General features: G+C 43.2%; 8 protein-coding genes. 1 reads left to right on the top strand and 7 read right to left on the bottom strand.

Going from position 1 to position 13,406, the window contains the following annotated elements:
- Window positions 1-91: 91 nt before the first annotated feature.
- Window positions 92-6,505: an alpha-2-macroglobulin family protein gene (locus CHU92_RS10540; RefSeq protein WP_094415355.1), complete on the top strand. Its 6,414-nt coding sequence runs from the start codon at window positions 92-94 to the stop codon at window positions 6,503-6,505.
- A gap of 51 nt (window positions 6,506-6,556) precedes the next feature.
- Here CHU92_RS10540 and CHU92_RS10535 read toward each other — a convergent pair whose 3' ends face one another.
- From CHU92_RS10535 to CHU92_RS10510, 7 genes are all read right to left on the bottom strand, one after another.
- Complete coding sequence (locus CHU92_RS10535; protein WP_094415353.1) at window positions 6,557-8,701, bottom strand: S46 family peptidase; 2,145 nt, start codon at window positions 8,699-8,701, stop codon at window positions 6,557-6,559.
- Between the two features lie 228 nt (window positions 8,702-8,929).
- Window positions 8,930-9,940 carry a GTPase ObgE gene (obgE, locus tag CHU92_RS10530; protein WP_094415351.1) on the bottom strand — a complete coding sequence of 337 codons (1,011 nt, stop codon included), beginning with the start codon at window positions 9,938-9,940 and terminating at the stop codon, window positions 8,930-8,932.
- A gap of 106 nt (window positions 9,941-10,046) precedes the next feature.
- Window positions 10,047-11,321 (bottom strand): hemolysin family protein, encoded by a 1,275-nt coding sequence (locus CHU92_RS10525; protein WP_094415349.1) that lies wholly within the window; start codon window positions 11,319-11,321, stop codon window positions 10,047-10,049.
- Window positions 11,322-11,332: 11 nt separating this feature from the next.
- Window positions 11,333-11,908, bottom strand: a complete 576-nt coding sequence (locus CHU92_RS10520) for an adenylate kinase (RefSeq protein ID WP_094415347.1) — start codon at window positions 11,906-11,908, stop codon at window positions 11,333-11,335.
- Window positions 11,909-11,938: 30 nt separating this feature from the next.
- A complete protein-coding gene (gene hpt / locus CHU92_RS10515; protein ID WP_165764635.1) occupies window positions 11,939-12,466 on the bottom strand; it encodes a hypoxanthine phosphoribosyltransferase in 528 nt (175 codons plus the stop codon).
- 205 nt (window positions 12,467-12,671) lie between these two features.
- Complete coding sequence (locus tag CHU92_RS15580) at window positions 12,672-12,890, bottom strand: hypothetical protein (protein ID WP_129583061.1); 219 nt, start codon at window positions 12,888-12,890, stop codon at window positions 12,672-12,674.
- A 105-nt stretch (window positions 12,891-12,995) separates the two neighbouring features.
- The gene (locus CHU92_RS10510) at window positions 12,996-13,280 is read right to left on the bottom strand and encodes a DNA cytosine methyltransferase (protein ID WP_094415379.1); all 285 of its coding nucleotides are present in this window, start codon (window positions 13,278-13,280) and stop codon (window positions 12,996-12,998) included.
- Window positions 13,281-13,406: the final 126 nt, after the last annotated feature.

Here is a 13,406-nt window from a genome sequence, read left to right as displayed (position 1 = left end):
TAGTGCCAAAAGTACTAAAATCATTGTATAAGCAATGCATTGAGCCAAAAACAAAAAAGTAGTATATTGTTTACCAATTTAATCCTAAAGCATGAAACAGTTTTTAGCATTCGTTTTGGCGTTTTTTAGTATAGTAGCCTTAGCACAGGATTATACACCGGAATGGGAAAAAGTAATCCTTCTGGAGAACCAGGGCCAGGTAAAATCAGCGGCTACACTGGTCGATGCTATCTATGCACGCGCCAGGAAAGACAAGAATGAGCCACAACTGCTCAAGGCATTTTTTTTCCGTTCCAAATACCTTCTGGCACTCGACGAGGAAGCACAGGTAAAAATTATCAAATCTATTAACGAAGAAAAAGCATTGGCCACCATACCTACCCGAGCCATCATGGAAAGCCTGTATGCGGAAATGCTGCAATCTGTATTGAATAAAAATAGTTACCAGATATCAACACGAACAACGATAAACAGCCCGGCTTCTGGCGACTTCCTGCAATGGAGCGAAAAAAATTTTCAGGATGAAATTGTTGCCGCATGCAAGCGCAGCCTTCATAATTGGGAAATTTTGTATAAAACACCGCTTTCGGAGTACAAAGAAATCATTGATTTTAACCCTTCGCTGGTGGACATTCCAAGGCCGTTGCTCGATTTCCTTGCGGAAAGGTACATCAATATTGTTTACGTTTATGAAGGGCGCTACTGGTATAATGACAACGCTGCACAGCTGTTTGGCGACACTGCGGCTTTTAGCCAATATGATATATCAAAACGTCCCGGGGTAACCTGCCTGAAGCTATGCCTTGACCTTGAAAAATATTATACGGACAAAAAAGATACGCTGAACCTGCAGCGTTCGGTACTCCGTAGGCTAAATTACCTTGACCAGGTGTACAGTGGTGACGAAAAAAAAATATATCAGGCCGCTGCCTATTTACAACTTGCCGGGCAATGGAAAGGCAGCCCATTTGCCGACAGGGCAAAGCTTAAACTGGCGGGTATTTTAAGCAATTATCCGGATAAGCAAAAAGAACCCGACAGTTATAAACGTGCCCTTTTGCTTTGTGATGAGGTCATAGCCAGCCAAAAAGTGGGCGATATAGCCGATATGGCAAAACTTATCAGGCAGGCTATACTTTCAAAAAACATATCAGTCACTACAGAGGCTATGGTCATAGCCAACAAGCCTTTTCTTGCCCACCTGAAATTCAGGAATGTTGACTCGGTAGCACTTAAGATTTTCAAAATTACACGAGCAGAATACAGTGAAGGCAAAAGTAAATTATTAAACAATATAAAGCAACGGCAGCCCGTATTTGTCAAAATGCAAAAACTGCCCGAAATAACCAATTACTTTGAGTGTACTACCGAAATACTCATGCCGGCACTGCCGGGCGGGCATTATGCCATTATGCTCCTGCCCGGCACAGCAGATACGCATGTCCCTGTAGAACATGTTTCGTACATATTTGTTTCTAAAATGGCAGCCACATACCGCCATGATAAAACTGCGACTATTGTACGGTTAGCAGACCGGGAAACAGGCAGGCCGGTCAAAGGCGCATATACCCATTTTCATGGTGTAAAATACATCTCAGACAACAATGGAATTATTGCCCTGCCTCATAAAAATCAATATACAGATGTACAATTTATATATGGTAAAGATACATTGGCTTATAAACTGTATGGTTACAATACACCAAATAAAGAAGCACATGTACATACGCGGTTATATGTAGACCGGCCTATATACCGCCCGGGCCAAAAAGTATATTTTAAAGGGATAGTTTCAATGAACCAGGAAGGTACTATCACTACACTGGCAGATACGTATGTGAAAGTGTCCCTCGAAGACCCTAATGATAATGAGGTTTTTGAACTAAGGCTTAAAACCAATGAATTCGGCTCGGTTGCAGGCGAATTCACACTGCCGGGAAATCTAACCGGGGCTTATACTTTATATATTAATGAAGATGAGGATGATAGCAGTGAGGATAGCCCTGATGAAGAAATCGCTTATATCAATTGGGAAGGGAGCAGTGTTACAGTGCAGGTTGAAGAGTACAAACGGCCAACTTTTGAGGTGCTTTTTGATGAAGTCAAAGGCGATATCATAGTGGGCCAAAAATCGGCCATAACAGGCCTGGCTAAAAGTTTTAGCGGTGCGCCGGTACAGCATGGCAGGGTAAAATATACCTTAAAGAAAGGCTATGGAAGCTGGAGTAACGGTTATAACAGAGATGATGATGAAGACATTGTTGCTTCAGGAGAAGTACTGACCGATGCTGACGGAAAATTCACTTTTGAAATCACATTAACAGCACAGGACAATCAAAAACCTGAAGAACAGCCGGTTTATACATGGCAGGTGAAAGCAGATGTTACTGATATCACAGGTGAAACACAAACCGCCACTTCCCAAATTAAAGCAGGATACCACACGCTTTTACTATATCCTGAGAGTCCACTTAAAGTCAACCCTGATGACGGCCCCGTTACAATTGGCATAAGTGCCCGCAACCTTAACGGCGCTGAAAAACCGGCTGTAATAACTGTTAAAGTTTATAAACTCAGGGATGAGCCGCAATACCTGAAACAAAGGCCCTGGCAAATGCCCGAAATACAGTCTATACCCGAAGAAGAATTCAGGAAATACTTCCCTTATATGGCCTTCCGGGCTGAAAAAGAAGATGGGAGACAAGAAAATCTTTTTTTTGAACAGACAGTAAATACTCCTGAAACTAAACTGATAACCCTAAGTAATAAAGACTGGCAGTCAGGAAATTATAAAGTGGAGTGTAGTGCCATAGATACTGCCGGATATCATGTAAAAGCGGTTACATCCTTTGTTGTGGAAAAACCCTCAGACCCCATTGGTGACGCAAGGGAACCTTTAAAAATAAAAATTCTCAATAAAAATTTTCTTAAGGACGGATATGTGCTGGCCGGACTGAATTCGCAACTACCTGAATTGTATATTAATGTTAGGGCCGGATTTTCAGACAATGTAGTGTATGACAAGCACCTGAAATATACGGAAAAATTGGTAATAAAGATACCTGTTAAGAAACTCAAGCAGCGCAACATAGGCATTTATGTGGGTTATGTGTGGAACAACCAGCATTATTCCTTGTATGAAAAAATGGAAATAAAAAGCCCGCCGATACTGAAAGTTTCCACTGAAACAATAACCGGCAAACTTACACCGGGTGCCGCCCAAACGTGGTCTTTCACTGTTGAAGGCAAGCTGCCCGCCGAAGTGCTCGCGGGTATGTATGACAGTTCGCTTGATAAATTTGCCGTAAGCCCATGGGGTAACTTTCACAACTTCCACACTATAGACCCTTTTCCTACATACAATTATTTTGAATGGAATCTCAGCTACGGCAGCTTTAGCGATTACCAGAAGCGCCACTTTAGTCTCAGGGATTTTGACAGTTTTTATACGTTTGGCTTTAACATTAATAAAGCTGATAATGTTTATATTCAGCGTCAGCTCAAAACAAAGCTCCCCGAAAAGGGGGATATCCTGATTACAGGAAAGGTATCAGGCGAGTTTGCCCCAATACCCGGCGTAACTGTGCTTATTAAAGGAACTATTGATGGGACACAAACCGATTTTGATGGCAATTACAGGATATATGCGCCAGTTGGGAGCGTTTTAGAGTTCTCATACCTGGGCTATAAATCGCAAGACAGTAAAGTAAAGGGGCAGCAAACTTTAAATATACTGTTAGAAGAAGACGCGTCAGCACTGCAAGAAGTGCAGGTTGACGCGTATCGTAGTAAATCTTTTTCAAGATCACTCACCTTAAATTCAGTAACTTCATTATCTGTTGAATATGATGCCGGTGTTATGTTGCTGCAATCATTGCAGGGGCAGGTAGCCGGTATGAGGATAGGTGTCGGTTCAGGCTTTCCCGGCCTGGATTCAACCATCATCTTGCGTGGCGCTGGGTCTGCGGGTAGTAATCCCGCACCTCTGCTTATCGTGGACGGTATTCCTGTATCTGAGGATGATTTCAGGCAAATAAACCCTAATGACTTTGCAGCTATAACTGTAGTGAATGATGCTTCGGCCATATATGGCAACCGGGGCGCTAATGGCGTGGTTATCATGAAAACAAAACAAGCTGAAAAAAAACTTCAGGCGCTGCAACAGGTGGCGGCAAGGAAAAACCTGAGCGAAACGGCTTTCTTCTATCCACAATTGCATACAGATCATAAGGGAAGGATTAAATTCACGTTTACAACGCCCGAAGCGTTAACAGAATGGAAGCTGCGCCTGCTGGCTCACAATAAAAAAGCAGAAAGCGGCTACTTTGAAAACACGTTTCAGACACAGAAAGACGTTATGGTAGTTCCTAATATGCCACGTTTCCTGAGGGAACGCGATACGATAATCATTTCGGCAAAAATCATCAACCTTACCAATCAAGCCAAAGCAGGCCACACAATGCTCCAGTTGTTTGACCCGGCCAATATGAAACCAATAGATGCTGAAATGCTGAATACCACTCCCATGAGACCCTTTAGCATAGATGCAAAGCAAAACACGGTGATACACTGGAAAATTGCGGTGCCGACAGGTATGCAGGGCGTGCAGTACAAAGTTGTAGCTAAGAGCGGCGACTATACTGACGGGGAAGAAAACATTCTGCCGGTGCTCACTAACCGCATGCTCGTTACCGAAAGCCTGCCAATCTGGGTCAAGCCCAATACCACCAGGCAATACACTTTTGATAATTTTAAAAACAACACATCGCCTACGCTGGTACATCACGGCATCACACTGGAATATACCAGCAACCCCGCATGGGCTGCATTGCAGTCACTACCTTATCTTATGGAGTATGAGCATGATTGCTCAGAACAAGTATTTTCACGTTATTATGCCAATGCCATAGCTGCACACATCATAAACAGCAACCCAAAAATTACCGGGGTTTTTGAGCAATGGCATAAGCAGGGCAAACCCTCTAAGCTGGAAATAAATGAGGAGCTGAAATCCATACTCCTGGAGGAGACGCCATGGGTACTGGACAACCAAAGCGAAGAAGAACAGAAAAACCGCCTGGCGTTCCTTTTCAGCCTCGACCAGATGCGTTATGCCGCAAAGGCTACCCTGGCAAAACTTAAAGACAGGCAGTCAGGCTCGGGCGGCTTCCCCTGGTTTTCGGGAGGCGATGACAATTACTATATAATGCGTCACATAATAGCCGGCCTGGGTCACCTGGATAAGTTAGGTATTCAGCATGCTGATAAAAGCAGTATTGACTACCTCGTTACTGATGCAATAAAATATCTTGATGGCCAGTTCATGGCAGTACAGGGAAGAAACCTTAATGATAAACCTCATATACCATTATATGACAGCTATAACATGTTGCACTACCTGTATGCGAGGAGCTTCTATCTTGAGAAATACCCACTAAAAGATAAAACTAAACCTGCGGCTGAAGCATATATTGCTTCATTAAAGCATAACTGGCTTAAGCTTTCGTTGTATGAAAAAGGAATGGCCGCACTAATCCTGAACCGTTTTGGTGAAACAGCCACAGCAGGAAAAATACTGGTAAGCCTGAAAGAAACCAGCGCCATCAATGAAGAATATGGTATGTACTGGATAGAGAACAAAGCCGGCTGGTGGTGGTACCGCGCCCCTATAGAAACCCAGGCACTGCTTATTGAAGCGTTCACTGAAATTAACAATGATGTGGCGTCAGCCGATGCCATGAAAGTGTGGCTGCTTAAAAATAAGCAGAATAAAAACTGGCCTACGACCAAAGCAACCACCGAAGCGGTATATGCCTTGCTTATGAAAGGCAGCGACTGGCTTTCAGTAAAAGATAACACGGTGCTGAAACTGGGCACAACCCATAATATTCCAGATAAAATGGCACAGGCCGGAAAAGAAGCGAAGGCCGGCTATATCAAACTCCACTGGAATGATACAGAAGTGACTAAAGACATGGCAACGCTAATGGTAGAAAATAAATCGGCTGTCCCAGGCTATGGCGGCTTTTACTGGCAATATTTTGAAGACCTTGACAGGATAAAGCCAGCGCAACAGTCCATTATGGATGTGAGCAAAACACTTTTTGTAAAAAAGAATACCGGCAGCAGGGAAGAACTCGTGCGCCTGAAAGAAAATGAAACGCTTAAAATTGGCACCCTGGTTACTATAAGGCTTATCATCACTATTAAAGAAGATGTGGAATACGTACACCTGAAAGACCTTAGGGCGGCAGCTTTTGAGCCAGTTGACGTCATTTCAAAATATGAATACAATGGCGGGCTGGGCTTTTACCGCTCCACCAGGGATGCCGCTACGCATTTCTTTTTTGACAGGATCAGCCGCGGGACTTATGTGCTCGAATATGAGGTGAGGGTTAACAATGCGGGTGAATTCAGCAACGGCATTACCACTATACAGAGCATGTATGCACCGGAGTTTAGCGGGCATACGGCAGGCATAAGGATAAAAACAGAGCAGCAATAAAAAAACCGCCCGGGTAGGGCGGCTTTATTTTGTATTACGTTCAGGATGATTTTACCGGATTATGGTCATTTCATCAACAATGTGCTTAGCGCCTGAGAATTTATCGATTACCCAAAGCACATAGCGTATGTCAACATTTATAGTCCTTTGCAGTTCTTTGTCAAAGATAACATCACCTGCCATGGCTTCAATATTACCGTCAAACGCAAGGCCTATAAGTTCACCCTTACCATTAAGCACCGGAGAGCCTGAGTTACCTCCTGTAATGTCATTATCCGTAAGGAAATTTACCGGCATATAGCCTGCCTTATCGGCATACTGCCCGAAATCTTTTTTATCATTAAGCTCAATCAGCTTTTTAGGCAGGTCAAACTCCTCATCGTTCGGCTTGTATTTTTTCACCGTGCCTGCCAGTGTAGTATAGTAGTTTACTTTTGCATCATTCCTTTTGTCAGCAGGCAGCGGGCGAACTTTACCATAAGTAAGGCGTAGTGTGCTGTTAGCATCAGGATAATACTTAGCATTAGGGTTTGCTTTCCTCATTCCTTCCACAAGAAGCCTGAAAGCTTTTGAATAATCGGCGTCAAGTTTGGCCTGCTCTTCACTTTTAGCCCTGTATTTTGTAAGCAGGTCTGTTGAAAGCTGGTAAAGCGGGTCGTTCTTCACTACGTCAGCATTCGGGTTGTTAAGGAATTCTGTAAGCTTCTGCTTAGAGGCGAAGATACTGTTAGCAAAAGAATTATTGACATATGATGTAAAGTCGTTATTGTTCTCTTTAGCTATTTTAGCAACAAGAGGCGCTATATCGTAGCCTGCAGATTTTGTTGCATACAGGTTGAGCTGGGCAGCAAGCACATCTTTTTCAAGCGGCTCATATATTGTTTTGTAAGATTCATTAATGGCTTCTTCAAGCTCCTGGCGCATGTTAGCCCTTTCAGCGGCACCGGCACCGGCATAAGCCTCAAGGCCCCTGCCAAGGCTGTAGGGCAGCGCCGCAAATGTGGATGTGCGCAGCATACCTACCAGGTAATTGTCATGGCGCGCCTTTTCATTTGTTTTTGAGTAATAGTTGTTAAGCGTTGCTATTACGTTGCCATAGCGCTCTTTATTTTCGGGCTTGTTGCCCCACTTGTTGAACTCAGCTTCTGATTTCGCCTTTGTGGCTGCTGTCTTATGTTTTGTCAGCGCATCAATCATACCCTGGCGGTTCTTCCAGTAGTTGGCCACACTTGCATATTGTGAAGCATAGTTAAGGCGTACCTGGTCGCTTTTATCCATATGCACTTTCATTTTATCCATGCCCAGCTTAGAGGACTCTACCCATGCAGGATAGGCAAACTTTACGTTCTGCTCAATTCCCCCTGAAGGCATCCAGCGGTTGGTACGCCCCGGGTAGCCAAGTATCATGGCAAAGTCTCCTTCTTTAACACCTTTAAGGCTTACAGGAAGGTAATGTTTAGGCTTAAGCGGTACATTGTTTGGCGAATATTCTGCAGGGTTGCCGTTAGCGTCTGCATAAATACGAAACATAGAAAAGTCACCAGTATGGCGCGGCCACTCCCAGTTGTCAGTGTCACCACCAAATTTACCTATGCTTTCAGGTGGCGTACCTACAAGGCGCACATCCTTAAAGTCTTGGTAAACAAAATAATAGTATTCATTGCCCTGGAAGAACGAGCGCACAGAAACAGTGTATTTGCCGCCTTCGTTATTTTCTTTTTCAATAAGGGCTATTTCCTGCTGGATGGCTTTTTCCCTCTCGGCCTCCGTCATTTTATCATTCACCTTACTTAATATCCTTTTAGAAACATCATCCATGCGTACAAAAAAGCGTACATAAAGGTCTTTAGGCTTCAGTTCGGCTCTGCGGTCCTTTGCCCAAAAACCGTTCTTAAGGTAGTTGGCTTCCGGGGTAGAAAGTTCGGCTATGGCATCATATCCACAGTGGTGGTTAGTAAGCACAAGCCCGTCTTTAGAGATAAGCTCTGCCGTGCAGCCGCCGTTAAACTGCACAATGGCATCTTTAAGGCTATGGTTGTTAATGCTGTAAATTTCCTGAGGGGTAAGCTGAAGCCCCATTTTTTGCATATCGCGGTGGTTAAGGCGCTCAATGAACATCAGGAACCACATTCCCTCGTCAGCCCTCACCGGCAGTACCATGAACGACATGGTAAGGAATAAGATCAGTTTTTTCATTTGGATTATAATAAAATTAATAGTGTATGCTAATAGCCTTTGCCTGTTATAAAAAACGTTACAAGGCGATTAACCAAATTTGCTGTTGCGAATATACCCATTTTGAGGATTTTGATAAAATAATAGTTCTTAAAATTGGAATATAAGAAGTATTATGATTAATAATGTATAATAAAACAAAAAAGCGCCCCTAAGAGAGACGCTTCCGGTATATATTACTCTGTTCTGTTAGTTTACGTTGCTGTTAAGCATCTGCCACAATTTGTCCTTCAGCTCCGTAAGCCCCTGCTGGGCCACTGATGATATAAACATGTAGGGTATGCCTTTGAATTCCTTGTCCAGTTGTGCCTTCATTTCGGCTTTCAGTTCATCATCAAGCATATCAGCTTTTGATACCACCACCAGCCTGTCCTTATCCAGCATTTCAGGATTATAGCGGCGGAGCTCGTCCAGCAGTATATCGTATTCTTTTTTGATATTTTCAGTATCGGCAGGGACAAGGAATAGCAGTGTTGAGTTGCGCTCAATGTGGCGCAGGAAATAATGGCCTAACCCTTTGCCTTCGGCTGCGCCCTCAATAATACCCGGAATATCGGCCATAACGAACGACTGGAAATCCCTGTAGGCCACAATACCAAGGTTTGGCTTTAATGTAGTAAAGGGATAATCTGCAATTTTAGGTTTGGCAGAGGTAAGCACTGAAAGGAGTGTACTTTTGCCGGCATTAGGGAACCCCACAAGCCCCACATCGGCCAGCACTTTAAGCTCCAGTATAACATCCTTCTCTTCAGGCGGCATACCCGGCTGGGCATACCTCGGGGTCTGGTTTGTTGAACTGCGGAAATGCCAGTTGCCCAAACCGCCCTTGCCACCTTTGGCAATAATCTTTTTTTCGCCGTGCCCTGTAATTTCAAATAATACTTCGCCGGTCTCTTTGTCTTTTACCACTGTTCCCAGCGGTACTTCAATATATTTATCTTCACCATCGGCACCGGTGCTGCGTGCGCTCCCGCCGTCACCACCATGGCCGGCTTTAATGTGGCGTGCAAATTTAAGGTGGTACAGTGTCCACAAGCTTTCATTGCCTACAATATACACATGGCCACCACGGCCTCCGTCACCACCGTCGGGCCCGCCCTTTTCAATAAATTTTTCCCTGTGCAGGTGTGTAGATCCCTTACCTCCCTTGCCGGAAGACACATAAATCTTTACATAATCTACAAAATTTCCTTCTGTCATTTCTTTCTGTTTAAAGTTTAAATGCTCAACGTTTAAAGTTGCTCATCAAACCTTATAATTACTAAGTCCATAACTTTATGAACTTCTAACTTTTTTAACTTTAATATTATTCTTTTATCCTGCTTACCTTTACCTTGTCAATCTTTACGCCATCCATATCAAGCACTTCAAGCTCATACAGGTTCCAGACCAGCTTTTCTCCTTCTTTTGGTATATAGCTTAACTCAGTCATTATGAGGCCGCTAACAGTGGTAACTTCATAATCATTGGTTAGCTCATCAAGGTCAAAATATGTAAGGAAGTCATGCAGCGGGTAATGCCCGTCAACAATCCAAGTACCGTCATCCTGCGCCACCAGCTTAAACTCGTCATCATAAAAATCAGAGGCATCGCCCACCAGCGCTTCCAGTATGTCATTGAGTGTTATTATTCCCTGAAATACCCCATACTCATCGGTAACCAGGGCATAATGCACCTTTGTTTTCTTGAATATTTCCAGCGCTTTATAGGCTGATGTATGTTCTATCAGGTACACCGGTTCCTTAATAATTTCTTTTATGTTGAAATCCGGCTTATCATAATGGGCAAAAATGTCCTTCAGCAGTACCACACCCATTACATCATCAAGGTTACCTTCCGTAACAGGATAAACTGAGTGCAGCTCTTCCAGCATTATCTCCCGTATATGGCCTTTATCAGAAGTAAGGTTAAGATAGGCTACTGATTTACGGTGCGTCATCAGCGAATTTACTTTCCTGTCGCCAATATGGAATACGCGCTCCATAATATCGTGCTCAATTTCCTGTACCTCGCCGCCTTCAGTACCTTCTTTAATAATTGCCTTTATTTCTTCCTCCGTTACTTTTCCGTCTGCCGTAGGGCGTATACGGAATACTTTCAGCAGAAAATCGGTTGATGAGGTAAGCAGCCATATAAAAGGCGCGGTAATAACAGAAATATATTTCATGGGCAACGCCACAAGCCTTGCTATAGACTCCGGGTAAGTTAAGCCTATCCGCTTAGGCAGCAGCTCGCCCAGCACCAGTGAAAAAAATGTAAGTATTACCACCACAACGCCTACTGCAATATTGTGTGCATAGGGCGCCAGGGCATCAAAGGTTTTTATAAAAGATTCAACATCATCCGTAACCTTGTCACCGCTGTAAATACCTGTAAGGATGCCGATAAGTGTAATACCTATCTGTACAGTTGAGAGGAACTTATTGGGCGAGTTGGCAAGGTCCAAAGCGGTTTTTGCACTGGCATTTCCTTTTTTGGCAGCAGTTTCAAGGCGGTTTTTCCGTGCTGAGATAAGTGCAATCTCACTCATGGAAAAAACGCCGTTAAGGATGATCAGGAATACAATTATGGCTATTTCCAAATTATGCAGATTTAGTTAAGCGCATCAATTACGGCACTAATGCGTGCGGTAATATCTGATATTTCGCCGATACCGTCCACGGAATAAAACTTGTGCTGCGCTTTATAATAATCCATAAGCGGCGCAGTTTTATCGTTATACTCACGGTAGCGGGTACGTATTTTTTCTTCATCCTGGTCGTCAGGCCTGCCGCTGGTCTTGCCGCGCTCAAGGAGGCGCTGCACCAGTATTTCATCGTTAGCCTCAAGGGCAATGGTGGCATCAACTTTCCAGCCTTTTGATTCAAGGAAAGCATCCAGCGCTTCTGCCTGGGCAATAGTACGCGGAAACCCGTCTAACAGGAAGCCTTTGGCGTCAGGGTTCCTTTCCACTTCTTCCTGCAGCATTTTTATGGTAACATCATCGGGTACAAGTTTTCCTTCTTCTTCGTATGATTTGGCCAGCTGTCCCAGTTCAGTGTTATTGCTTTTATGGAACCTGAAAAGGTCTCCTGTGGAGATGTGCTTCAGGTTATACATCACTTTTAAAATTTCTGCCTGGGTACCTTTACCTGCCCCCGGTTTTCCGAATAATACAATATTGGTCATTTTGTTTTTTGGTGTTATGGGTAAGTTGTGTTACTGCAATTGATAAATTTCAGGCAGGTTGCGCCCCAGCCCGTCATAGTCAAGGCCGTAGCCTACAATAAATTTATTGGGTATTTCAAAACCTACATAATCAAGCTTTATATTTTTTGTATAGGCTTCGGGCTTAAAAAAAAGAGTAGCTGTTTTAAGCTGCCTGATGTTGTGCCCTTCAAACATTTTTATAAGTTCCTTAATAGTATTGCCGGTATCAACAATATCTTCTATTATAACCACTGTGCGCCCGCTAAGGTCCTGGTTAAGCCCTATAAGCTGCTTAACATGGTTGGTAGTTGCCGTACCTTCATACGACGATAGCTTTACAAAGCTAACCTCGCAAGGGCTCTTGTAATGCTTCATAAAATCAGATACTACCATAAAAGCGCCATTGAGCACACCTACAAAAACCGGTATCTCCTCTTTTAGGTCGGCCATGGCTTGTCCGGCCATGCGTGCCACGGCCTTGTCAATTTCTGCGGCGGTAATAAAAGGGACAAAATGTTTATCGTGAAGCTGTATCACCCTTATTCAGTATTGGGAATAATTTGCAAATATAATAATTACAAAACAGCTCCCTGTATACTGTGATTTATTTTCTGATAAACTTTAAGAATACCGTATATCTGATAAATCCGCTTAACAATAAATAAAACACCCCGATAATAATTATCAGGGTTGTTTTGTGATATGCTGTTATTATGTATTTGTGTATGCCAGTATCTTTATATTAACCTGCTTTTTGTTCCCTTTTTTTCATAATGAAGTAAAAAGCGAAAGCAATACCTAAAATAGCAAGATAAACAAGCTTTGCATTAATTGATGCCGGCGGATCGTCATCTCCTTCAAGGTCACCTCCCGGATTGTCTGAACCCGGCTGGGCAAAAAGATAAAAATCACCTGCCATCAGAAACAATAGTAGGTATATTTTTAGTAAACTGTTTTTCATAATATTAGGGGCGTTTATTTCAGGCTCAAAAATAGACGTTATTTTGGAATTAAAAAAAAAAAATAATAAAAATTTTAAAATTTACGCTGAGTGCATAATACAACTCTACCNATAACGGTCATCGTCTTTGCCTTTTCGCTGCCCGGCAACGGAGAATGGCTGGCAGGGAAATCCTCCTGAAATAACGTCAATTCGGTTTGTGTATTCATGTCCTGTAAAGTCTTTAATGTCTGCAAATCGTTCTGTTTTTGTAAAATTTTTAGCCAACACCTTTCTACACCAATCATCTTTTTCCACTTGAAAAACATTGTTCCAACCCATCCATTGTGCCGCAAGGTCAAAACCACCTATGCCCGAAAAAAGTGATCCGTGAGAAAGGCACGGGGGCATAACATGCGTTTGGCTCAATGGCGGGTGAAGTGCATCCATGTTACTTTTGTGGTTCATTGAACTGTTGTTTTTTTATTGGGCTTTGGTGCTGATAAGCCGCCACATGCGCCAAGCGCAGGAACGTTA

The sequence above is a fragment of the Flavobacterium cyanobacteriorum genome, from assembly GCF_002251835.1.
Taxonomy (GTDB): Bacteria; Bacteroidota; Bacteroidia; order Flavobacteriales; family Flavobacteriaceae; genus Flavobacterium; species Flavobacterium cyanobacteriorum.
Note: the sequence above shows the minus strand (reverse complement) of the source record. Positions and strands in the feature narration are given on the sequence as shown.